The organism is Sphingomonas echinoides ATCC 14820 (genome assembly GCF_000241465.1).
Taxonomy (GTDB): Bacteria; Pseudomonadota; Alphaproteobacteria; order Sphingomonadales; family Sphingomonadaceae; genus Sphingomonas; species Sphingomonas echinoides.
Window position 1 is genome coordinate 1,001,872 of sequence record NZ_JH584235.1, and the last position, 22,734, is coordinate 1,024,605.

The window sequence follows — 22,734 nt, forward strand, 5'->3', positions numbered from 1 at the left end:
GCTCCTTTAAGGCTTCAGAACCGCTAGATAGGTATCGGGCTTGAACCCCGCCAGCAGCACGCCGTCCTTTTCGGGGGCGGATTCGAAAATCGGACGTTTGATCGCCGAGGGCTTGGCGAGCATGATCGCAATCGCCTTCTCGGCATCGAGATCGGTCTTGTCACCCTCGGGCAGCGCACGGAAGGTCTGGCCGGCGCGGTTGAGCACCACCTCCCACCCGAGCCGATCGACCCAGCGGCGCAGCGCCACCTCATCGACGCCCTGCTTCTTATAATCGTGAAAAGCATAGTCCACGCCGTGCTCGGCGAGCCAGGTGCGCGCCTTCTTGACCGTGTCGCAATTCGGGATTCCATAGACGGTGGCGGGCATGATGGTCTCGTCGCTTGTTGTGATCGGTGCCGCGCTCTTAGCGAGGGACGGCGCGCAATGCAGCCGGTTTTGGCGGGGGTGCGTCGCGGAAGGTTGGGGGAAAGTTAGGGGTAAAACGGTTCGACGTGCCGCATTGTTTCACGCGGCGGGGCAAGCAAGGTCCGGACTGTCAAAGAGCAGATTTCGTATAGCATTAGGTGGGTTTTGTAGGATAGAATATGGCCAAGCATCTTTCTCTGTAGTCATTCCGGGCATCGATTCCCGCTCCCTGCAATCGAACCCTTTCAATGATGGTGGCTGCGATGGTGCAACGGAAGTACAAGTTCGTCGCTGTCGCTCTCGCTTTATGCACGGGTATCTTCGCCACCGGCTGCGTTGGCCTGCATAACGCCTTGTCCGTCCCGGTAGAGCGAACGACGATTGTCGAACTCGATAGCTGGCCGAAGAACGCCAAGCCCATACGGATCGCGCTACTGTCCGACATCCACGTCGGCAACCTCGTCATGCGCCCCGAGCGTTTGCGCAGCATCGTCGATGCGGTGAACGCGGCGCGACCCGATATCGTGCTTCTCGCGGGCGACTTCGTGATTGGCGAACGCCGCGAAGGCACCGCGACACGGGCACGGGATCTGGCACCCCTAGCGGGGCTTCATCCGCCGGGCGGCGTGTTCGCAGTCCTTGGCAATCATGACCATTGGACCGATGCCGGGGCCATTCAAGCACGTCTCACCCATGCCGGTGTCCGCGTCCTGGAAAATGACGCGGTCAGGCGGGGCGCGATTACCATCGTCGGCATCGGTGACCGGTTTTCGGGGCATGATGATATCGCCCGTTCGTGGCAGCGCGCGGCCTCGCTTGGGGGCATCGCCGTCGCTTTCACCCACTCCCCGGACGTGGTGCCCGATCTGCCGAAAACGATGCCTGTCCTGTTCGCGGGGCATACGCATTGCGGGCAGGTTGTTGCTCCCTGGATCGGCCCGATCGGCCGGTACTCGCGCTGGCACCGGCTCTATGATCCGAAATATCGTTGTGGCCGGGTCGATGAGCCCGGTCGCGTGACGATCGTGACAGGCGGCGTCGGCTCCGGAACCCTTCCCATGCGATTCAATGCGATGCCCGATTGGTGGCTGATCGAGTTGCGGGCGCGCGCGCCACGCGCATCCAACACGCCGACGGACACCTAATCGCTTACTCCCCGCCCGCATCCGCCAGAAACCGCCCCAGCACCACGACATCCTGCCGTGCCAGCCCGAGCGCTTCGTAGAAGCCGAGTGCGGCGGTGTTGTCGCCTCTCACCATCAATTGCAGCTTTGGCGCGCCACACTCCCGCAGCCAGCGTTCCGCCGCCGCCATCAGCGCGCGACCGAGGCCGGAGCGGCGTGCCTCAGAGGCAACCGCGAGATAATAGACCCAGCCGCGATGTCCGTCGAAGCCGACCATCACGCTGCCGGTGACTCCGCCGTCCCCGCGCGCGACCAGCACCGTCGACGCAGCACCGCCAAGCGCGAGCGCGAAGTCGGTCGCGGGGTCGTTCCACGGGCGGGTGAGGCCGCACGCGTGCCACAAGGCGATCACGGCGGAGGCATCGGCGGCGGTGGCGAGTTCGATTTCGGGTGTCATTGGGCCTGTCATGCGTTGTGCTGGCGCTGCGTCAAGCATTCCGCCGTGGCGGGCGCTGAGAGAGGTGCTTCGACAAGCTCAGCACGAACGGGTGGAAGGGGCGGCGCGAACGGCTGGGCGCAATCCTCCATGCCTGGCATCGCCCCCTCCCCGTTCGCCCTGAGCCTGTCGAAGGGCCTTTGCCACCCGCGCAGACCGTCCTTATGGCTGGCGGTGCTTCGAGACGCTCAGCACGAACGGAGGAAGGGAGACAGCCCTCCTCACCCCGCCCGGCGCACCACATCGATGATCGGCCCTTGCGCCCCCGCCAGCACGCGCGCTTCGATCCCGTAAGCCGCGCGCAGCACGGCAGGCGTCAGCGCGTCGACGGGCGCGCCGTCGGCGAGCACCGCGCCCGCCGCCAGCACCACCACGCGGTCGGCGAGGCGCAGCGCCATCGTCAGATCGTGCAGCGTCACCACCACCCCGGCCCCGGCCAGCGCCATAACGCGGAACAAGCCGGCCACATCAAGCTGATGCGCTGGGTCGAGCCCCGAGAGCGGCTCATCGGCCAGCAACCATTCGGGCTCCCCGGCCAGCGCGCGGGCGATTAGGACGCGGGCGCGTTCGCCGCCCGACAGGCTCGTCACCACGCGGCCCGCAAATTCGCTGACCCCGGCCAGCTCCATCGCCTGCGTCACCGCCGCCGCATCGGCGCTGCCGCCGCCACGCGCGCCGAGGAACGGAATGCGCCCGAGGCCAACCAACGTCCGCGCATCGACCGCCCAGGCGATTTCCGGCGTCTGCGGCAGAAAGGCGAGCCGCTGGGCAAGCGCGCGCGGCGGCATGGCGGTGACCGGCTGGCCGTCGAGATGCGCCGCCCCGCTATCGGGCGTGCGCAGCGCGGCGAGGCAAGCAAGCAAGGTCGATTTGCCCGCGCCATTGGGCCCGACGATCGCGGTCACCTGTCCGGCCGCGAGCGTCAGGTCGATGCCCGCCAGCACGCTGCGCCCGCCCAGCGTCACGCGCACATCCTGGCACGACAGCACGCTCATGCGATCCTCCGCCGGAGCGTGAGCAACAGCGCCAGGAAGAACGGCCCGCCCAGAGCCGCCATCGCCACGCCGAGCTTCACCTCGCCCGCCGCCGGGGTCACGCGCACGAGAATGTCCGCCGCCAGCACCAGCACCGCGCCGCCGAGCGCGCTGGGGGCGAGCAACGCGCCAGGCCGCGCGCCGACCAGCGGGCGCAGCACATGCGGCACCACCAGCCCGACAAAGCCGATCACCCCGCTCACCGCCACCGCCGCGCCCGTCGCCAAGCCCACACCCAACGCCAGCGTCCAGCGCGTCCGCCGGAGCGAAATGCCAAGCGAACGCGCGCCCGCCTCACCCAGCGTCAACGCATCAAGCGCGCGGCCCGTGGTCAAGAGCAGCGCAGCGCCTGCCAGGATGAAGGGTGCCGCCAGCCGCACCTCATCGACGCTGCGATCCTGCAGCGAACCCATCAGCCAGTCGACGATCTCGCCCACCGCCCAGGGGCTCGGCGCGAGGCTCAAAGCGAGCGAGATGCCGGCACTCGCGACGATATTGAGGATCGCGCCCGCCAGCACGAAGGTGACGAGGCTCGACCGGCTGCCCGAGAGCAACAGCAGCAGCGCCACGCCGATCAACGCGCCCAGCATCGCCGCACCCGGCAGCACCCATATGCTGGCCAGCGTCGCACCATAATAGAGCGTCAGCACCGCGCCCAGCGCCGCCATCGCCGACACGCCGAGCACGCCGGGATCGGCCAGCGGATTGCGCGTATAGCCCTGCAACGCCGCCCCGGAGAGGCCAAGCGCCGCGCCGATCAGGATGCCAAGGATGGTACGCGGCACGCGCAGATCGGCGATGATCGCCCAGCGCGGGTCGCTGCTGGCGAAATCCCACGCCGATAGCGGCACCCACACTCGCCCCGCGATCAGGCTGAGCGCGACCAGCACAGCCAGCAGCACCAGCAGCCCGACATAGAGCGCGATCCGCCGCAGGATCATGCGCCGGTCACGCTTTGGCGCGCGCGGACGAGCGTCGCGAGCGTCTGGATCATCACCGGGCCGCCGCAATTGAGCAGGCGCTGCGGGAACACCGCGCGCTGCATTCGGCTGGCGACATGCGCGAGTGCTGGATGCTGCGTCACGCGCTGCGCCCAGCCGGGCGCGCCCGCGCTGGTTTCGCCCGACAGCAAAAGCTGCGGCGGATCGGCGACCAGCAGTTCGAGCGGCACGTTGCGTGATTGGGTGAAGCCGTAGCGCGTGATCGCGTTGCTAAGCCCGGCGCGGCGCATCAGTTCGTCCATCAGCGTCCCCGGCCCCGAGGCGAAGCCCCCGGCCATGAACACCAGCGCCGAGACGGGCGGCATGCCCGGCGGCGGGGCGGCGGCGCGCAAGGCAGCCTCGATCCGCGCGACGATGCGCTCGCCGCGCGCGCTTTCCCCCACCGCGCGCGCGACGTCGCGGACTTGCGCGATGCTGGTGGCGATGGTTTCGGGCACATCGAACAAGGCGGTGGGGAGGCCGCTGCGCGCCAGCGCCTGCCGCGTCGCCAGCGGCATCAGCTTTGCCCCCAGCACCAGATCGGGCGCGAGCGCGATCACTTCCTCGGCGCTTTCATACGTCTTGGGCAGCGTGCGCGCGAGCGACGCGATGGTCGAGCCGCTGGCCTCGCTCGCCCAATGGCTGAGCGCGGCGATCCGGCGGCGGTCGACCAGTTGCACGAGGATCACGTCGAGACAGGGGTTGAGCGAGACGATGCGCTGGGGTCGTGCCGGCGTGGGTGCGGCTGCGCACAAGGTTGCGGCACACAGGCCGGTGACGACCGCGCGGCGTGATGGGGCGATCGGCAGGGACCCTGGCCACGCCTTCAAACCGCCCTTCGTCATCAATCGCCTCGCCCCCCGTTCCACACGCCAGCGCCTCCACCAAGCGCTTCCCCGGCGAAGGCCGGGGCCCAGTCGCGCCCGGTCCGAAAGCGGGCACAGCGCGCGCCATCTCCACCTTCCCAACTGGGCCCCGGCCTCCGCCGGGGAAGTGCCTTAGTGAGGGTTCGCTCTAACGCACACACCGTATCACGCAAGCGAGCGAGGCACCGCTCAATACGGCGGTGCCACCTCGGCGCGTTGCCGTGCCGCCGCGTCCGCCCACCAGGCCAGATCATCGGCGAAGCGGTCGAACGCAGTCTCCAAAGCTTCGCCACCACCCCCGATCGGCTGCGCGTCGGCGTCTAGCGTCGCGCCGATCGGGCCGACCGCGATCGTGCTCGACACCACCACCATGCCCATTTCGGCAAGCGTCGGATGCCATGCCTGTGCCGCGCGCACCCCGGACAAGCGCCCGGCCGAATAGCTGGCGATCGCGGCGGGCCGCCAGAACCATTCCTCCAGGAAATGATCGGTCAGGTTCTTCAGCCCAGGCTGCACGCCCCAATTATATTCGCCGGTGACGAACAGAAAGGCGTCGGCAGCGCGGATCTTGCCCGCCAGCGTTTCCATCGCGGGCGGCGCTTCGCCGGGCGCATATTCCTTGTACATGCGATCGAGCATCGGCAGGTCGACCGCCTTGGCGTCGATCAACTCCGCATCAACGCCGCGCGCCTGAAAGCGCCGCACAAGATAGTCGGCAAGGCGAATCCCCATCCGGTCGGACCGGTAGGAACCGTAAAAAACGAGCAGCTTCTGCATCGTCCCGCTCAATCGAAGCGCGGCACGGCGGGCGGATCGCTGGCGGGAAAGCTTTCCTCCAGCCCTTCGTCGATCAGGTCTTCCTCATGATCCTCGGCAGGCACATCGGGCGTCGAATCGGGTGTGGGGTTAGGGTCGGACATCGAAGTTCCTTTCGCGGCAACCATAGCCGCACAACGCCGTGCGATCTTGCATAGATGCAACATCGGCACACGAAAAAGCCGGACGGGATACCCCGTCCGGCTTTTGCAGCCTGGGTAGAACCGTGGTTCAACGACGGGCGTCGAGGCTCCAGGCACCGCCGCCCAGCGCAATGACGTTGAGCAAGCCCCCGGCAATGGCGATGTTCTTGAAGAAGTGGATGAACTGGTTCTGGTCGCCAAGCGCGTTGTGGAAGGCAAGCGCGGTCGCGATCGAAAACACCGCCAGCACCGCCGCCACCAGGCGCGTGCGATACCCGAGGATCAGCGCGACGCCGCCGAGCAATTCGACGATCAGCGCGATCGCGAAGCCCACTTGCGGCAAGGGCAGGCCGACCGACTGGATATAGCCGATCGTCGCGGCGGGGGCGGCAAGTTTGGACACGCCGCTGAGGACGAAGATCGCGGCGATCGCGATACGGCCGATGAGGGGAAGCGCCGCGGCGCTGGTCGAGGTACGAGCGGTTGCGGTGAGCGGTAGGGTAGCCATGAGAAGTCTCCTGTTGGGCGGACCAATCCCGCCGTCCCAGCAAAGATGGCACTGCCCCGCCCTCTGAAACAGTGGAATAAAATCGCACGAGTCATTCGAATATTTCGAAATGATGGAAGGCTACCCCAACAGCTTTCGCAAATCGGTGCCGGTCGCATCACGCCGATCCAAGACGGCTCCCGCCCATGCGGGTATAACAACTCCATGAGAACGCTATTCAACAATTTGGAACGTTCCGACCGATTTTATGCAGCTACCTTCGACAGGCCGAATTCGTCATCTCTTGCCGGGTCGCAACAGGAGGTTCCGATGTCATCCCAATTCCCACCGCCCGTCCTCAACGCTCGTGAATGGTCCGCCGTCGCAAATGCGCTGCGCGAGGCCGATGCCTGCGGGTGCGCGCCGCACTTCTTCCGCAAGCGCGACGCCGAGATCGCACCCGATCCGCGCCGCGAGGCGGTCCGCCGCTTCGTCTGCACGACACGCCGCCGCCGCGCCCCCGCGCGCGATTTGGCCGATGGCCTGACCTCGCATGGCTTCAATCCGGCGCAGATCGACGCGATCGCGCTGCTGTCGCTCTGAAAGGATCGTCGCATGGCCACCGCCACCGCCCGGATCGGCACCGCTTTCTACCGGACCGAAATCACCACCGGCCATCACACGCTGATTGCGGATGAACCCGCCAGCCGTGGCGGCGCGGACGCTGGCCCCGCGCCATATGATCTGCTGCTGTCGGCCTTGGGGGCGTGCACCGCGATCACGTTGCGCCTGTATGCCGACCGCAAGGGCTGGTCGATCGAGACGCTCGACGTGGCACTCCGCCTGGTCGGCAGCGCCGATGGCAACCGCATCGAACGGGTGCTGACGATCGTCGGTCCCGATGCCGCCGCCCAGGCCCGCCTGGCCGAGATTGCCGAGCGCACCCCCGTCACGCTGACGCTGAAAAGCGGCATCGCCATCCACACCACGCTTTCCACCACAGCATTGTAAGAAAGGCACCGCCCCATGACGATCACCGCCACCGCCACTCCCGGAAAATCGCTGATTTCGCCGACCGACCACACGCTCGTGCTGATCGATTTCCAGTCGCAAATGGCCTTCGCCACCAAATCGATCGCGGCGGAAGTGCTGCGCAACAATGCCGCGCTGATCAGCCAGGCGGCCAAAGCGTTCGACGTGCCGACCATCCTCACCACGGTCGCCGAGAAGAGCTTCTCCGGCCCGATGTTCGATGAGATCAAGGAAGCCTTTCCCGGCCAGGCGATGCTCGATCGCACCAGCATGAACACGTGGGAAGACGCCGCCGTGATCGCGGAGATCAACCGCATCGGCAAGACGCGGATCGTCTTCGCCGGGCTGTGGACCAGCGTCTGCATCGTCGGCCCCGTGGCCTCGGCGATCGACCAGGGGTTCGACGCCTATTTCATCGCAGATGCCTGCGGCGACATCTCGCCCGAAGCGCATGAGCGCGCGGTGCAGCGGATGGTCCAGCTTGGCGCCAAGCCGATGACGGCGCTGCAATATCTGCTCGAGCTGCAGCGCGATTGGGCGCGCAGCGAAACCTACGCTGCCACCACTGGCATCGCCCGCAAATGGGGCGGCGCTTACGGCCTCGGCGTCACCTACGCCAAAACCATGTTCGGGGCTTCCGAAGGCCAGCACGGCTGAGGAGGGCGCGTCGGGGCGGGCGTTTCCAGCCCCCCGCCCGCCCCGGTGCTGCACGCTCTACCGCTCCAGCAGGAAGTGACCCAAATGAAGCCATATCTCATCTCGCTCGCCGTCGGCTTGCTGGTTGGGCTGATCTACAGCCTGCTCGGGGTGCGCTCGCCCGCACCGCCCGCCATCGCCTTGGTCGGGCTGCTTGGCATCCTTGTCGGCGAACAAATGGTCCCGCTCGTCAAGCGCGTCAGTTCGGGCGAAGCGGTTGCCTTCCTGCGCGCCGAAGCGGCCGAACATGTCTTTGGCCGCCTGCCCGGCGATCACCTCGACAAGGACGCATGAGCGGCATCACCCGCCGCCAGACGATCGCCGGGGCGGCGATCGGCACCTTGGCCGCCCCGCTTTTCGCAAGGATTTCGCCCATGCCCGCCACCGACCTCATCCTCGTCAACGCCAAGGTGACGACGCTCGACCGCGCCAACCCCGAGGCGCAGGCGATCGCGATCCGCGACGGGCGCTTCCTCGCGGTCGGCAGCGAGGCCGAGGTGCGCGCCGCCGCCCCGCACGCGAGCGTGATCGATGCCAAGGGCCGCCGCATCATCCCCGGCCTGATCGACAGCCACATGCACATCATCCGCGGCGGGCTGAACTATAACATGGAGCTGCGCTGGGATGGCGTGCCGAGCCTTGCCGACGCGCTCGCCATGCTCAAGCGCCAGGTCGACGTCACCCCTGCCCCGCAATGGGTGCGCGTGGTCGGTGGCTTTACCGAGCATCAATTCGCCGAAAAGCGTTTGCCGACGATCGCCGAACTGAACGCGATCGCGCCCGATACGCCGGTGTTCATCCTGCATCTGTACGATCGCGCGCTGCTCAACGCCGCCGCCTTGCGCGTCGTCGGCTATACCAAGGACACGCCCAATCCGCCGGGCGGAGAGATCGTGCGCGATGCCGCGGGCAACCCGACCGGCCTGTTGCTGGCGCAGCCCAATGCGACGATCCTCTATTCCACCCTCGCCAAGGGGCCGAAGCTGCCCCCCGACTATCAGCTCAATTCCACGCGCCACTTCATGCGCGAGATGAACAGCCTTGGCGTCACCGGCGTGATCGATGCCGGCGGCGGCTTCCAGAACTATCCCGATGATTATGCGATCATCGGGCAATTGCACGCCCAAGACCAACTAACCGTGCGCATCAGCTACAATCTGTTCACGCAGAAGCCCAAGGACGAACTCGCCGATTTCAGCGGCTGGGTGAAGCAGGTGACGCCCGGCCAGGGCGACGACAACTATCGCCACAATGGCGCGGGCGAGATGCTGGTCTATTCCGCCGCCGATTTCGAGGATTTCCGCGTCGAGCGCCCCGACATGCCGCCCAGCATGGAAAGCGACCTCGAACCCGTCATCCGCTTGCTCGCCGAGCACAAATGGCCGTGGCGGCTGCACGCCACGTATGACCAGACGATCGGCCGTGCGCTCGATGTGTATGAGAAGGTCGCGCGCGACATTCCTTTCACCGGGATCAACTGGTACTTCGACCATTGCGAGACGATCAGCGACCGCAATATCGACCGCATCGCCGCGCTCGGCGGCGGCATCGCGATCCAGCATCGCATGGCGTATCAGGGCGAATATTTCGTCGAACGCTATGGCGCAAAGGCCGCCGAGCGCACCCCGCCAATAGCCAGGATGATGGCGGCGGGCTTGCCGGTCGGCGCGGGCACCGATGCAACGCGCGTCGCCAGCTATAACCCCTGGGTGTCGCTCAACTGGCTGGTGACGGGCAAGACCGTCGGCGGCCTCGGCCTCTATCCCGGCGTCAACCGCCTGAGCCGCGAAAAGGCGCTGCGGCTGTGGACGCATGAAAACACCTGGTTCTCGAACGAAGTCGGCAAGAAGGGGCAGATCAAGATCGGCCAGCTCGCCGATCTCGCGGTGCTGTCCGCCGATTATTTCAGCGTGGCCGAAAGCGAGATCCCGCATTTGCGATCGGTGCTGACGGTGCTGGGCGGCGCGGTGGTCCATGGCGAGGGCGACTATGCGCCGCTCGCGCCGGCCTTGCCCAGGCCGATGCCCGATTGGTCCCCGGTCGCGACCTTTGGCGGCTATCACCGCACCCCCGACGCCGCCGCCAAGCTCGCCAGCGCCTGTGGCTGCGCAAGCGGCTGCGCGGTCCACGGCCATGACCATGCCGCAGCCCTCGCCACCAGCACCCCCACCGCCGACGTCCAGACTTTCTGGGGTTCGTTCGGCTGCGGCTGCTGGGCCGTCTGATGCTTTCGCCACGGAGAAACGCCATGAAACGCCTGCCGCTCTTCCTCGCCGCGCTGATGCTCGGCACCGCCCCGATCGCCCCTGCGCTGGCGCGCGAAGCCGTCACCGCCGATTATGCCGTCGGCCCGCAATGTGACACCACGCACGTCTATGTCGCACCCGAGGATTTCGACCGCTTCGTCACCAGCCTGATCGCGACCTTCGGCGGCACCACGACCAAGAAGGGCGCGTTTCAGGTTACCCCGACGACGAGCAAGACCTGGTCGCAACTGGTGCTGACCCAGGCGGGCTCGGTGTCGGTGTTCGGCTTCACCACGCCCATCCCCTACCCGTTCGGGGTCGAGCGCAACGGCTATCTGGTCAGCGACATGGATGCGGCGGTCGATGCGGCGGTGGCAGCGGGCGCGGCGCGGCTGATCACCACCTTCCCCGACCCGATCGGGCGCGATGCCGTCGTGCAATGGCCGGGCGGGGTCAACATGCAGCTCTATTGGCACACCACCAAGCCCGATTACCCCACGCTGGTGACCGTGCCCGAAAACCGCGTCTATCTGACCGCCGACCGTGCCGATGCCTTCGTCAAAAGCTGGACCCGCTTCGCGCACGCGCGGACGGTGTCCGATGACAAGGCCGCGCCCGGCGTCGAGATCGGCCAGCCGGGCACCGCCTATCGCCGCATTCGCCTGACCTCGGGCTATGGTGCCATGACGGTGATGGTCTCCAACGGCCAATTGCCCTGGCCCTATGGCCGCGACATGACCGGCTATGCCGTCACCGACCTTCCCGCCACGCTCGCCAAGGCGCAGGCGGCGGGCGTCGAGACGCTGGTCCCGGCGCATGCCGAAGCCGATCGCCAATCGGCGATCGTGCGCTTCCCCGGCGGCTATATCGCCGAGATTCACGGCCCGGTCGCGCCGTGACCGGGCACGAAACCCCGCGCTTCGTCAGCGCGATTCTCGATTGGCCACCGACCTGGTTCGTCGTGCGGCTGGCGTTGCTCAGCGCCTATCTCATCGGCGGCGTGGCCAAGCTGGGGGACTGGCCCTCGGCGGTGGCGGAGCAAGTGCATTTTGGGGTGCATCCGCCAGAACTGACCGCGGCGCTGACGCTGCTGGTCGAACTGGTCGGATCGGTGCTGATCCTGTGGGGACGCTTCGTCTGGCTCGCAGCCGGGGCGCTGGGCGTGTTCACCTTGCTTACCGCCTTCATCGCCAGCCCGTTCTGGGCGATGCAGGGGCAAGCGCGCTTCATCGCGACCAACGACTTTTTCGAACATCTGGGTCTCGTCGCCGCGTTCGTGATGGTGGCAATGGTCGCGGCGCGAAGGCGCTGAGGTGCGCCGCGCGGTTCTTCTGGCAATGCTCGTCACCGCCAGCCCAGCCGTGGCGCAATCGAGCGACGCCTGGAAACCGCCGACGCTGACGACAACGCGCTATGACGAGGACTGGTCGACGCTCGCCGACCCCACCCAACGCACCGGGCATTGGACCGAGCCGTTCAACTACATCCCGATCGGCACCGACAGCTATGTTTCGACCGGACTCGAACTGCGGCTGCGCAACGAAAAGTATCACAACAGTCTGTGGGGCGGCGGCGCGGCCCCCAATGACGGCTATCTGTGGCTGCGCGCCATGCCCTATGCCGATCTGCATGTCGGCCGCGTCCGCGCCTTTGTCGAGCCGATCGCGGCCTATGCGATCGGCGTGCGCCCCAGCAATTCGCCGATCGACCAGACCCGCGTTGATCTGTTGCAGGGCTTTGTCGATGTGCGGCTGGGCGAGGCGCATACCGGCGAGCAGGATGCGACCGGCCTCACACTACGCGCCGGGCGGCAGATGCTGTCGCTCGGCACCGAGCGGCTGGTCGGCACGCGCTATGGCCCCAATGTCCCGCTCGCCTTTGATGGGTTTCGCGGACTCGCCTCGCTCGGCGGCGCGACGCTCAGCCTGATTGCGGTGCGTCCGGTCGAACCGGGGTTCGGCAGCTTCGACGATCGCCGCTCGCGCACCCGCACGCTGTGGGGGGCTTATGGCGCGATCAAGCGCGCGCGCAGCGGGGTCGATCTCTATTATCTCGGCTATCGCAACACACAGGCAAGCTTCGGCGGCGTGAAGGCGCGCGAACTGCGCCACAGCGTCGGCGCGCGCTGGTTCGGTGATGTCACCACCTGGCATTGGAATGTCGAGGGCATCGCGCAATTCGGCCGCTTCGCAGGCGGGTCGATCGGCGCGTGGACGCTCGGCAGCGAAGTCGGACGGCATTTCCCCAAGGTCCGCTTCGCGCCCGATGTGCAACTGCGCCTCGATTATGCGAGTGGTGACGGCAAAGCGGGCGACCACCACCTCGGCACCTTCAACGCGCTCTTCCCCAAGGGCAAATATTTCGGCGAGCTGTCGCCGGTCGGCCCCTACAATCTCATCAACCTCAACCCGCAGCTGTCGGGAACACTGGGCAAGGGCGTCACCGCCAGCCTTGCCGGCATGGCCTATTGGCGCGCGTCGCTGGCGGATGGGGTGTATGACATCCCCGGCCACCTGATCCGCGCGCCCGGTGCGTCGCGCGCGCGCTTCATCGGTAAGGAGATCGAGGCGACCCTCGCCTGGCAAGCGACGCGCGAACTCAGCTTTTCGGCCTCGCTCTCCGCTTTCGCGCCGGGCAATTTCATCCGCGAGACCGGCCCCGCGCGGACGATCACGATGCTGGGTCTTGAAAGCGACTTCCGTTTCTGAAGGATGATGACAATGGCCACCCCGACGCCTCCCCAACCCGCCCTGTTGCCGCCGCTATTGCTGCTGCTCTCGGTCACCACCGGGCTGGTCGATGCGACCAGCGTGCTTGGCCTGGGCAAGGTGTTCACCGCCAACATGACCGGGAACATCGTATTTCTCGGCTTTGCCGCGGTTGGGACGCCGGGCTTCACCATCGCGCCCTATGTCATCGCGATCGCCACCTTCATGCTGGGCGCGTTCGTCGCCGGGCGAACGGGACGTTTCCATACCAACCGCCCGCTGCGCCACTGGCTGCTGTGGTCGGCGCTGATCGAGGCCGTGTTATTGTGGGCCGCCGCGATCCTCGCGATCGGCTTCGATCCGGCGGCGCTCACGCCCGAATGGACGCTGTTCGCGATCATCGCGCTCACGGCGGTGGCGATGGGCTATCGCAACGCCACGATCCGGCAGTTGAAGGTGCCCGACCTGACAACTACAGTGCTGACGCTGACGATCACCGGCCTCGCCGCCGATTCGACACTCGCGGGCGGCAGCAACCCCAATTGGGCGCGGCGGATCGCGGCGGTGGTGGCGATCTTGCTCGGCGCAGCGCTCGGCGCGGTGCTGGTTCGCTTCGGCCTCGCGGTTCCGCTGGCGGTGGCGGGGGCACTGATCCTGGGCGGGACGATCGCCTGCACCCTGCATCCCGATGCGACGCGACCGCTGGCGGGTTAACCGGTTCTCACACATCGGGAACGCCTGGAACCTCCGCATCCTCGCGGCCCTGCGCGACGAACTGGTCAAGCAGCCAGGATGCCGCCGGGCCGGGCGGCACGTCGCGCCGCCAGATGCCGGAGAAGCGATAGATCCCCCCCGGCTGTTCGGGCATGGCCAGCCGCACCAGCGTGCCCGCCACCAGATCGCCCGCGATCAGCGGCAGCGGCATATTGCCCCAGCCAATCCCCTCGCGCAGCAATTCGTGCTTGGCCCCCAGATCGGCCAGCCGCCAGGTACGCGGGCTCATCACCGCAAAGTCGCGCCCCTCGGTCAAAGGCGAGCGATCGGTGAGCACGAGTTGCACGAAATCGCGCCCGGCACCGGGCGGGATCGGCGTCATCTTCGCAAGCGGATGGTCGGGCGCGGCCACCGGCACCATCTGCACCGATCCCGCCGTCACCGATTCGATTCCCACGCGCCCCGTCGCCAGCGGCCCGGAGATGCCGACCACCGCTTCCCCGTCCTGCACCAAAGCGACCACTGCCCCCAATGCCTCGACATGCAAGCGCAGCGTGACCGTGGGGTAAGCGGCAGCGAAGGCGCGCAACACCTTGCCCAGCCGCTGCGCGGGCAGCATCACGTCGACCGCGAGATGCACCTCGGCCTCCAGCCCGTCGAGCAGCCCCTTCACCTTGGCGCGTAGCCCGTCGATGCCTTGTGCCACGCTGCGCACCTCGGCCAGCACCGCCCGCCCGGCCTCGGTCAGCCTGGGCTTGCGCGTGCCTTCGCGGTCGAACAGCAATACGCCGAGTTGCGCTTCGAGATTGGCGATGCCGTAACTGATCACCGACACTGCGCGGTTGAGCTTGCGTCCGGCGGCGGCAAAGCTGCCGGTGTCGACCACCGCCAGGAAGACGCGGAGCTGGTCTAGGGTTGGCGTACCGGGATTGTGCATATCAACTTTCTCGAACGTTTCGACCCGTTTTATCCGACTGAACACCGAAGTCGATACGCCTTATCTCCCGCTCATCGACGGACGGACCGGCACCCTGCCAGTCCTCCGCAGCACAGGAGTTTGCACCATGATCGACCTTCGCCCTTATGCCAGCCTCGGCGGTGCCAATCACGGCTGGCTCGACGCCAAGCACCATTTCTCCTTCGCCAATTATTATGATCCCGCGCGCACCAATTGGGGCAATTTGCGGGTGTGGAATGACGACACGATCGCACCGCAAACGGGCTTCCCGCCGCATCCGCACCGCGACATGGAGATCATCACCTATGTCCGCGAAGGCGCGATCACGCATCAGGACAATCTCGGCAATCTCGGCCGCACCGAGGCGGGCGATGTGCAGGTGATGAGTGCCGGCACCGGTATCACCCATTCCGAATATAATAAGGAGGACATCACCACCAAGATCTTCCAGATCTGGATCCAGCCGACGCGCAGCGGCGAAAAGCCAGGCTGGGGCGCGCGTCCCTTCCCCAAGGGCGATCGCGCCGGTCAGTTCGTGGTGCTGGCGAGCGGCTTTGCCGAGGATGGCGATGCGTTGCCGATCCGCACCGATGCCCGCGTCGTCGGTGCCACGCTGAAGGCGGGCGAGACCGCCGAATATCCGCTCGGCAAGGATCGGCGCGGCTATCTCGTTCCCGCCACCGGTGCGGTCGAGATTGACGGCGTGCGCGTCAACGCCCGCGATGGTGCGGCGATCCGCGATGAAGCGGTGCTGCGGGTGACGGCGATCGAGGATAGCGAGATCGTGCTGGTCGACGCCGCCTGAGGAAAGATGGCCGCCGGGGGTCCTGCCCCGGCGGCCATAATCCGTCGTCAGAAGGCGGCGGAAATGCTGAACACCACCTTGCTGCCCGCGATCGACGATCCGTTCTTGGTCGAGGAGAAGTTGGGAAGGAGATAGGCCGATTTGGCGCGGCTGATGTCGGTGTCGACATAAGCGACGCCGAGCGTCACTGGCCCCACCACATAATCGACCCCCAGCAGCCAATCCCAATAACTCCCCGTCGGCGCGACGCTGGTGCCATTCGGCCCCAGCCCCGGATTGCCCTTGGAATAGCCGAGATGCGCCTTGGCGGTGACGGGCGTGCCCGGAATGCCCGCGCTGCCATCGCCCCACAGATAGAGATTGTCCTGGGATTGCCCGCGGCTTTCCGCGGTGTTGGAGAAATTGCCCAGCGCCTTTTGCTTGGGCGCATAGGCGACACCCGCCAGCAAGGTTGCCGGACCAAGCGTGCCGCTCACTTTGACATAGGGTTCGGCAAAATCGGTCAGATCGGCACCGCCGGGATACATATACCAGGTCAACCCGACATCGATCGTGCCGCCACCGAGCGCGTGCTTGTACCCGCCAACCAGATCGAGTTCGAGATTGGCACCACCAAAGGTGCCCCAGCCGGCCAGGTTGGAGGCCCAGGTGCTGGCATAAAGCCCGCTTTCGTGGGTGACGGTGATGCCGCCCTGCAGCGCGATCTGTTTGTCCGATTGGGAGACGCCCCGGAAGCGATAATCCGAGACGAGCGCGACACTGCCCGACACCTTGAACGGTGGCGGTGGCGCGGTGTCGCCGCCGCTATCCTGCGCAAAAGCGGGCAGCGGCGTAAGGCACAAGAGCGTGGCGAGCACGTAACGTTTCATGGGACCCCCTTCATGATAAAGATCATGCGTTGACTGGGTTCCCGCCTGCGCCCCGGTCCGCCGCTCCTCTCATCGCGATTGGGGGTGCGATGGGGAGCGGTCGGTTCGGGGAAGTCATTGTGTATCCGGACGGCACTGCACGCCCCTTGCCGCTTTGTAACAAAGCGTTGCTGGCGGCGGATCAGGCCGCCATTGCCGCCAGTTCGCCCGAGGCACCCGTCAGTTCGACGGGATGGCCCGCCGCCCGACGCCGCGCCAGCCATTCCTTCATCAGTTCGGCGCAGGTGTGGTCGACCTTGGTCAGCCGCGACACGTCGAGGCAAGTCGGCCCGTCCATCGGCAGCGCATCCAGCGTGTCCGACAATTTGGGCAAGGTCACGAAGGTCGCGCTGCCCGCCAGCGCCATGCAGCGCCCTTCAGTCTCATCGGGCATTTCGACCTTCAGGCCCAGGCGACGCACATGCGGCACCAGTTCCAGCAGCGAAAGCGCAATGCCGACCAGCACGCCGGTCAACAAATCTTCCGCGACCACCACGACCAACGTCACCGCCCAGATCAGCGCTGGCAATACGCCATAGCTGTGGAACAGGTGACGGACATGCGCGAGGCTGACGAGCCGGACGCCGGTCACCACCAGGATCGCGCCCAGCGCCGCCATCGGGATTTCGCGCAGCAGCCACGGCAGCAAGGCGACGAAGCCCAGAATCCAGATGCCGTGCAGCATCGTCGAGAGCCGCGTCGTCGCGCCCGCCTGGACGTTGGCCGAGCTACGCACGATCACGCCGGTCATCGGCAAGGCACCCGCCACGCCGCACAGCAAATTGCCGATGCCCTGCGCGCGTAATTCCTTATTGTAATCGGTGCGCACGCCATCGTGCATGCGGTCGACCGCTGCCGCCGACAGCAACGTCTCCGCGCTGGCGATGAAGGCGATGGCAAGCGCTGCGACGATGATCGAAGGGTCGATCCACTGGGCCAGGAAGTCCGGCGCAGGCAGCGCGACGGCGGCGACGATCGATTGCGGCACATCGACACGGTCGATCGTCAGGCCGAGGCTGAACGCCGTCAGCGTACCGACCATGACGCCGACGAGCGCAGCGGGCACTTGGCGCAAGGCCGCCGGGCGGAAGCGTTCCCAGCCCAGCATCGCCGCGATCGTGAGCAGGCCGATCATGAACGCCTGTTCGACGCCCGAGACGTTGCTTGCCGACAGCCCAAGCAAGCGGCCGGGTATGGCGAGCAGATTCTGGATGCCGCTCGGCAAGGGCCGCGCATCGAACAGCACGTGGAACTGACCGACGACGATCAGCACGCCGATGCCCGCGAGCATGCCGTGGACGACCGCGGGCGAGATCGCACGGAACCAGCCGCCGACCTTCAGGATGCCGGCGATCAGCTGGATCAGCCCGGCGAGAATCAGGATCGGTCCCAGCGCCGACAGGCCCTTGTCGCGGACCAATTCGAACACGACGACCGCCAGGCCAGCGGCGGGACCGCTGACCTGCAAGGGGGAACCCGCAAGCGCACCGACGACGATGCCGCCGATAATACCGGTGATCAGCCCCTTTTCAGGCGGCACGCCCGACGCGATGGCGATGCCCATACACAAGGGCATCGCCACCAGAAACACGACGATCGACGCGGTGAAATCGCGCGAGGCAACCGCCAGCGTTGGCAGTTTGAAACCGGCGAAGCTCACTCGGCTGCCTCCAGATAGGACACGCCCGAGGCAAGGCGCTGCTGCGCGGGCAAGGCGACCGGCATCGGGCGATCGTCGCGGATCTGCTCGAAGCGCCCGGTGCCGCCGTCGAGCGCGAACACCGCACCCTGGTGAATGTCGAAGAACCAGCCATGCAGCGCCAGCTCCCCGCGCGCGATGCCCGAGGCGACCGCCGGATGCGTGCGCAGATGCGCGATTTGCACCACGACGTTTTCCAGCGCCGCCGCGCGCACCTGATCATGCCCGTCGAGATCGGGATAGGCATCGCTCACCACCGAATGCGCCGCGTGGCTATGGCGCAACCACGCCGCGACATTGGGCATGGTTTCCAACGACGACGGGTTCATCAGCGCTTTCATCGCGCCGCAATCGGAATGGCCGCAGACGATGATGTCGCGCACCCCCAGCGCCATCACCGCATATTCGACCGTCGAGGTGACGCCGCCATTGGCGTTGCTGAACGGGGGGACGATGTTGCCGGCATTGCGGCAGACGAACAGGTCGCCGGGGGCGGCCTGGAGGATTTCTTCGGGCACGACGCGCGAATCCGCGCACGACACGATCAGCGCCTTGGGACGCTGCCCGTTGACGGCGAGGTTGGCGTAGAGCGCGCTTTGATTGGGGAAGACCGACTTTTGAAAGTCGAAGACGCGACCGATCAGCTCGTTCATGAACCTGGCTCCTGCTTGCACCGCGCGGGGGCTGCGCGGGCTTCACAGGATCAGATACGAAGTACGTTTTGCTGCAACGCGGCACTTTTGTAAGGAAGCGTTTCCGGTCAGCGCGGCAAACGGATTTCCGCGCGCAGCCCGCCTTCGGGCAGGTTGCTGAGGCGCAACACGCCCCGCTCCAGATCGACCAGCCGCACCACGATCGCCAGCCCCAGGCCCAGCCCCAACGTGTCGCGCCGCCGCGCGGTATCGAGCCGCACGAACGGCTCCAGCACGCTCTGCAACGCGTCTTCCGGAATGCCCGGCCCGTCGTCTTCGATCCGCAGCACCACCTCGCCCGGGGTGCTCGACAGCACGATCGTCACGACCGAGCCGTGATGCAGCCCATTGTCGATCAGATTGATCAGCGCGCGCTTCATCCCCATCGGGCGGAAGCGGTGCTCGAAATGCGACGGGCCGACATAATGGACCTCGCGGCCATGATCGGCGGCATCGTCGGCCAGCGTCGCGCAGACCACCGCGAGATCGGTCAGCACGGGCTTTTCCGGGTCATCCTCGCCCCCCAGAAACGCCAGCAGCGAGGCGACCATCGCGTCCATCTCGGCCACGTCTTCCAGGATCTCGTCGCGCAGCGGCGCCGGCCCCACGCCCTCGGCGCGCAAGCGCAACCGCGCCAGTGGCGTGCGGATATCATGCCCCACCGCCGCCAGCGCCTGCGTGCGATCCTCGATCAATTGCTGGATGCGCGCCTGCATCCGGTTGAAGGCGGTGATGACGCGGCGCACCTCGCCCGGCCCTTCCTCCACCAGCGGGCGCGGCTCGGCGGTGCCGAAGCGGTCCGCCGCATCCGCCAATTGCCGCATCGGGCGCAGCGTCCGCCCGATCAGCGCGCCGCCCAGCACCATCACGCCGCCCGCCACCACAAAGGCGATCAGGATGCGGCTGTACGATTCATCCAGGCTGTCGATCGGCTCGACCGTGCGGAAATGCAGCCAACTGCCATCGGGCAGCGCACTCGCGCCTGCGACATAGGAGTCTTCGCCGATCGTATCGAGATGCAGGCGCAAATCGCCCGAGCGCAGCACCGGCTCCCAGCTGAGCACGCGCGCGCGCATCTGCGTGAGCGCGGGGTCGGTCGGCGCGGGCGCAGTGGCGCTCCACGCCATGGTGTAATGCGGCGTCGACAACCGCCGCGCCATCGCCGGGCGGTCGGGCACCGTCGTGTCCATCGTCAGCCGCCGCGCGATCACCAGATGTTCGGCCAACCGCCGCCCGACATCGTCGCGCACCGAAAACTGGCTGGCGCGCTCATACAGCACCGCGTTCATCGTGAATTCGACCAGCATCGCCAGCAGCAGGATCGCCACGACCCGCCCGATCAGCCCGAGCGAGGGATGCACCAGACGCTTCAAGAACGCTCGACCGTGGTGTTGAACATATAGCCGACGCCGCGCACCGTCACGATCGGCGGGGCGCTGCCCTCGGTCGTCAGCTTGCGGCGCAAGCGGCTGACCAGCACGTCGACGCTGCGATCGGTGCTGTCGCCCATGCGCGTGCGCGACAGTTCGATCAGCCGTTCGCGCGCAATCACGCGACCGGCATGGTCGAGCAAGCTGACCAGCAGATCGAACTCCGCCCCGGTCAAATCGACCACCGCGCCGCTCGGCGCCTGCAATTCGCGCCGCGGCAAGCTGACCGTCCAGCCGTCGAAGCGGCGGATGCCGTCCTCGCGGTCGGGCATTTCGCGCGCGGCGTCGATCCGGCGCAGCACGGCGCGGATGCGCGCGGTCAGCTCGCGCGTGCCGAACGGTTTGGCGAGATAATCATCCGCCCCCAGTTCCAGCCCGACGACGCGGTCGGTCTCGCTCGCGCGCGCGCTGATGAAGATGATCGGCACATTGCTCTTCTGCCGCAGCCGCCGGCACAGCTCGATGCCGTCAGTGCCCGGCAGCATGATATCGAGCAGCACCAGATCGACCGGCCCCGCCTCCATCGCCAGCCACATTTCCGGGGCCGAGGCGGCGGGGCGCACGGTATAGCCATGTTCCTGCAGCGCCCGCGTGGTCAGCGTGCGCAGCGCGGGGTCATCCTCGACCAATACGATCGTCGGGGCGGTCGTCATCGGTAGCGGATCGGCAAAGGGGCATGGCGGACGGTCATGGGTCCGTTGCGGTAAGGACGTGCTTGCGCAGCGTCAACGGACACGGCGGCCGTAGCGACCCCACCGCGATCCCCAGCAACATTTCGTCACGAAGCAGCCACGTCTTTCCACGATCGCGAGCGCGAGCGTGGACCACCCCGCCCGAAAAGCGCCGTCCCCCGGTTGCGCCGGGGGACGGCGGGTAGCGTCAGGCGGTCGCGTGGACGTGCGCGACGCTCGGCACCAGCGTCAGGCCGATCGGACCTTCACCGGCATACATCATCGTGCCGGTCAGGCCCTTGCCCTCGCCCTTGGCGCTGATCGCGACGACGCCCTGCTTGCCACGGCAGCCGAGCACCCATTCACCGCCCGGATGCCAGGGAGCGTCATTGCCGCCCCATTGGTTCACCACGCTATAGGTGTTGGCCATCGTGCGCGTGCCGCGGAAGCCGATCGGACCTTCGCCCTTATAGGTCATCGTACCCGTCAGCGTCTTGCCATTGTCATGGCTGGAGACTTCGAGACCGACCACGGGCTGGTCCGGGCGGCAACCCAGCACCCACTGGCCACCCTGGTGCCACGGCGCACCGCTGCCACCCCATTGATTGGTGGCGTCGAAAGCGACACCGGGGGATTTCGTCCCCTTCACCCCGATCGGGCCTTCGCCGGCATAGGTCATCGTGCCGGTCACGGTCTGCCCGTCATGCGAGGTCAGATCGAAGGCGACAGCATTCTGGCCATCGCGCGCACCGAGCAGGAACAGGCCCGCATCATGCCAGGGGGCGTCTTTGCCACCCCATTGGTTTTCGGCATGGTAACAATTTTCGGTGACGCGCGTGGCGCGCAGCCCGATTGGCCCCTCGCCCTGATACGTCATCGTACCGGTGAAGCTCAGTCCGCCATCGCCGGATTGAATATGGAGCGCGATCGGCAGTTGATCTGGCCGGTTGCCGATGTTGAGCACTCCACCGTCGTGCCACGGCGCGGAAGAGCCGCCCCATTGATTTTGGATATTGTAGACGGTCATAGTCGACGTCCTTTCCTAGCGTTACAGTTTTAAAAACGATGTTTACCGTTTTATTTCTATACTACACGCAACATCGCCACGGCCATTTCCATAGCCATGGTATATCAAATATACGATATTTGAAGCGGACTGGCTTGATGACAGATCGAGTCGCTCAAGCCCGGTTTTATTACACCTTTTTTGTCTTTCACTCAAGTTTATTGTCGGACCTATTGTTGGCCCTATTACGCTATGAACGAACGGTGACAGGGCCACTGCGCGATCAGGAGCGTCATCGTCGTGATCGATTGAAGGCGCGAGCCGTGCGATCGACCCAACCGCCACTAAGGCGGATTGTCGGCAGCATTTCCTTCCACCCATTGGTGCTGAAACCCAAAGATCGGTGAGATGGACGGTGCATCGCCACCGCACCGGGGCACGATTATCGCAGATTTAGGTGTATTATTTATATGGCACACTTCTCGCATGGCAGGCGGTGGGGTCGGGGACAAATCCCCGCCCGACCGTCTGGAGACTTGCCATGAGCCTGACCGCCCACCTGATCGCACTCGCCGCCGTGGCCGCATCGCCGCAAGCCGTAGCAGACCGGCGCACCACCACCGAAGCCTACCGCGTTACCTACAAAGCGGAGCGCGATGTTTATTGCATCCGCGTCTTCGCCGATCCGGCACCCGCCCATCCGCATCCCGGCACCCCGCCCGACCCGTGCCGCTCCCGCGCGGACTGGGCGAAGGACGACATTCACATCAGCGATCCACAGCGCGGGACCGCGCCGTCTTAAACCGGCGCGTGGA

The 22,734-nt window shown here is 66.4% G+C and carries 27 protein-coding genes; 12 read left to right on the top strand and 15 right to left on the bottom strand.

Translation table 11 applies throughout. The annotated features are described in order from the left end of the window. Positions 1 to 6 precede the first annotated feature (6 nt). Positions 7 to 369 carry an arsenate reductase gene (locus ON00_RS04695; protein WP_010403561.1) on the bottom strand — a complete coding sequence of 121 codons (363 nt, stop codon included), beginning with the start codon at positions 367 to 369 and terminating at the stop codon, positions 7 to 9. Positions 370 to 671: 302 nt separating this feature from the next. Between ON00_RS04695 and ON00_RS04700 the strand changes: the two genes are divergently transcribed. Then, entirely contained in the window at positions 672 to 1,553 is an 882-nt protein-coding gene (locus ON00_RS04700) for a metallophosphoesterase (RefSeq protein ID WP_169313317.1), read from the top strand. Between the two features lie 4 nt (positions 1,554 to 1,557). Here the strand turns inward: ON00_RS04700 and ON00_RS04705 are convergent, their stop codons facing one another. The 7 genes from ON00_RS04705 to ON00_RS04730 all read right to left on the bottom strand — a co-directional run bounded on the left by ON00_RS04705 (position 1,558) and on the right by ON00_RS04730 (position 6,375). Beyond that, complete coding sequence (locus tag ON00_RS04705) at positions 1,558 to 1,989, bottom strand: GNAT family acetyltransferase (protein ID WP_010403565.1); 432 nt, start codon at positions 1,987 to 1,989, stop codon at positions 1,558 to 1,560. Positions 1,990 to 2,249: 260 nt separating this feature from the next. Then, on the bottom strand, positions 2,250 to 3,023 hold the full coding sequence (locus ON00_RS04710; RefSeq protein ID WP_010403568.1) for an ABC transporter ATP-binding protein: 774 nt from the start codon (positions 3,021 to 3,023) through the stop codon (positions 2,250 to 2,252). Beyond that, positions 3,020 to 4,003, bottom strand: coding sequence for a FecCD family ABC transporter permease (locus tag ON00_RS04715; RefSeq protein ID WP_010403571.1), 984 nt, complete (start codon positions 4,001 to 4,003; stop codon positions 3,020 to 3,022). The genes ON00_RS04710 and ON00_RS04715 overlap by 4 nt, the downstream gene beginning before the upstream one ends. Next, positions 4,000 to 4,887, bottom strand: coding sequence for an ABC transporter substrate-binding protein (locus tag ON00_RS04720; protein ID WP_010403573.1), 888 nt, complete (start codon positions 4,885 to 4,887; stop codon positions 4,000 to 4,002). Before ON00_RS04720 ends, ON00_RS04715 begins: the two co-directional genes overlap by 4 nt. A 210-nt stretch (positions 4,888 to 5,097) precedes the next feature. After that, positions 5,098 to 5,685, bottom strand: coding sequence for an NADPH-dependent FMN reductase (locus ON00_RS04725; RefSeq protein WP_010403574.1), 588 nt, complete (start codon positions 5,683 to 5,685; stop codon positions 5,098 to 5,100). 8 nt (positions 5,686 to 5,693) lie between these two features. Further along, on the bottom strand, positions 5,694 to 5,828 hold the full coding sequence (locus tag ON00_RS21305; protein WP_281047979.1) for a hypothetical protein: 135 nt from the start codon (positions 5,826 to 5,828) through the stop codon (positions 5,694 to 5,696). Positions 5,829 to 5,955: 127 nt separating this feature from the next. Continuing rightward, complete coding sequence (locus ON00_RS04730; RefSeq protein ID WP_010403575.1) at positions 5,956 to 6,375, bottom strand: DoxX family protein; 420 nt, start codon at positions 6,373 to 6,375, stop codon at positions 5,956 to 5,958. A 309-nt stretch (positions 6,376 to 6,684) separates the two neighbouring features. On the opposite strand from ON00_RS04730, the gene ON00_RS04735 reads away from it, so the two are divergent. The 9 genes from ON00_RS04735 (at position 6,685) to ON00_RS04775 (ending at position 13,750) form a co-directional block, all read left to right on the top strand. Further along, positions 6,685 to 6,957: a hypothetical protein gene (locus ON00_RS04735; RefSeq protein WP_010403576.1), complete on the top strand. Its 273-nt coding sequence runs from the start codon at positions 6,685 to 6,687 to the stop codon at positions 6,955 to 6,957. A gap of 12 nt (positions 6,958 to 6,969) precedes the next feature. Continuing rightward, complete coding sequence (locus ON00_RS04740; RefSeq protein ID WP_010403577.1) at positions 6,970 to 7,365, top strand: OsmC family protein; 396 nt, start codon at positions 6,970 to 6,972, stop codon at positions 7,363 to 7,365. Positions 7,366 to 7,380: 15 nt separating this feature from the next. Further along, positions 7,381 to 8,043 carry a hydrolase gene (locus tag ON00_RS04745; protein WP_010403580.1) on the top strand — a complete coding sequence of 221 codons (663 nt, stop codon included), beginning with the start codon at positions 7,381 to 7,383 and terminating at the stop codon, positions 8,041 to 8,043. An 84-nt stretch (positions 8,044 to 8,127) separates the two neighbouring features. Next, complete coding sequence (locus ON00_RS04750) at positions 8,128 to 8,376, top strand: XapX domain-containing protein (RefSeq protein WP_010403583.1); 249 nt, start codon at positions 8,128 to 8,130, stop codon at positions 8,374 to 8,376. Continuing rightward, a complete protein-coding gene (locus tag ON00_RS04755) occupies positions 8,373 to 10,307 on the top strand; it encodes an amidohydrolase (protein WP_010403584.1) in 1,935 nt (644 codons plus the stop codon). The genes ON00_RS04750 and ON00_RS04755 overlap by 4 nt, the downstream gene beginning before the upstream one ends. A gap of 23 nt (positions 10,308 to 10,330) precedes the next feature. Continuing rightward, the gene (locus ON00_RS04760; RefSeq protein ID WP_010403585.1) at positions 10,331 to 11,227 is read left to right on the top strand and encodes a hypothetical protein; all 897 of its coding nucleotides are present in this window, start codon (positions 10,331 to 10,333) and stop codon (positions 11,225 to 11,227) included. Next, on the top strand, positions 11,224 to 11,640 hold the full coding sequence (locus tag ON00_RS04765) for a DoxX family protein (RefSeq protein ID WP_010403587.1): 417 nt from the start codon (positions 11,224 to 11,226) through the stop codon (positions 11,638 to 11,640). The genes ON00_RS04760 and ON00_RS04765 overlap by 4 nt, the downstream gene beginning before the upstream one ends. 1 nt (position 11,641) lies before the next feature. After that, positions 11,642 to 13,036, top strand: coding sequence for an alginate export family protein (locus ON00_RS04770; protein WP_010403589.1), 1,395 nt, complete (start codon positions 11,642 to 11,644; stop codon positions 13,034 to 13,036). 12 nt (positions 13,037 to 13,048) lie between these two features. After that, complete coding sequence (locus ON00_RS04775) at positions 13,049 to 13,750, top strand: YoaK family protein (protein WP_010403590.1); 702 nt, start codon at positions 13,049 to 13,051, stop codon at positions 13,748 to 13,750. Positions 13,751 to 13,757: 7 nt separating this feature from the next. On the opposite strand, the gene ON00_RS04780 is transcribed toward ON00_RS04775, so the two are convergent. Continuing rightward, on the bottom strand, positions 13,758 to 14,687 hold the full coding sequence (locus ON00_RS04780) for a LysR family transcriptional regulator (protein ID WP_010403592.1): 930 nt from the start codon (positions 14,685 to 14,687) through the stop codon (positions 13,758 to 13,760). 127 nt (positions 14,688 to 14,814) lie between these two features. Here ON00_RS04780 and ON00_RS04785 point away from each other — a divergent pair, with 127 nt between their 5' ends. Beyond that, positions 14,815 to 15,513, top strand: a complete 699-nt coding sequence (locus tag ON00_RS04785; RefSeq protein ID WP_010403593.1) for a pirin family protein — start codon at positions 14,815 to 14,817, stop codon at positions 15,511 to 15,513. Positions 15,514 to 15,560: 47 nt separating this feature from the next. Here the strand turns inward: ON00_RS04785 and ON00_RS04790 are convergent, their stop codons facing one another. The 6 genes from ON00_RS04790 to ON00_RS04815 form a co-directional block, all read right to left on the bottom strand. Next, on the bottom strand, positions 15,561 to 16,382 hold the full coding sequence (locus tag ON00_RS04790) for a TorF family putative porin (protein ID WP_010403595.1): 822 nt from the start codon (positions 16,380 to 16,382) through the stop codon (positions 15,561 to 15,563). 181 nt (positions 16,383 to 16,563) lie between these two features. Beyond that, positions 16,564 to 18,081 (bottom strand): SulP family inorganic anion transporter, encoded by a 1,518-nt coding sequence (locus ON00_RS04795; protein WP_010403596.1) that lies wholly within the window; start codon positions 18,079 to 18,081, stop codon positions 16,564 to 16,566. Continuing rightward, on the bottom strand, positions 18,078 to 18,773 hold the full coding sequence (locus ON00_RS04800; RefSeq protein ID WP_010403597.1) for a carbonic anhydrase: 696 nt from the start codon (positions 18,771 to 18,773) through the stop codon (positions 18,078 to 18,080). The genes ON00_RS04795 and ON00_RS04800 overlap by 4 nt, the downstream gene beginning before the upstream one ends. Positions 18,774 to 18,880: 107 nt before the next feature. Further along, positions 18,881 to 20,185, bottom strand: a complete 1,305-nt coding sequence (locus ON00_RS04805; RefSeq protein WP_010403598.1) for an ATP-binding protein — start codon at positions 20,183 to 20,185, stop codon at positions 18,881 to 18,883. After that, entirely contained in the window at positions 20,182 to 20,895 is a 714-nt protein-coding gene (locus tag ON00_RS04810) for a response regulator (protein ID WP_010403599.1), read from the bottom strand. Before ON00_RS04810 ends, ON00_RS04805 begins: the two co-directional genes overlap by 4 nt. Before the next feature lie 226 nt (positions 20,896 to 21,121). Beyond that, entirely contained in the window at positions 21,122 to 21,940 is an 819-nt protein-coding gene (locus ON00_RS04815; RefSeq protein ID WP_010403600.1) for a lectin OAA family protein, read from the bottom strand. Positions 21,941 to 22,460: 520 nt separating this feature from the next. Between ON00_RS04815 and ON00_RS04820 the strand changes: the two genes are divergently transcribed. Then, positions 22,461 to 22,721, top strand: coding sequence for a hypothetical protein (locus ON00_RS04820; protein WP_010403601.1), 261 nt, complete (start codon positions 22,461 to 22,463; stop codon positions 22,719 to 22,721). The last annotated feature ends 13 nt before the right edge of the window (positions 22,722 to 22,734 follow it).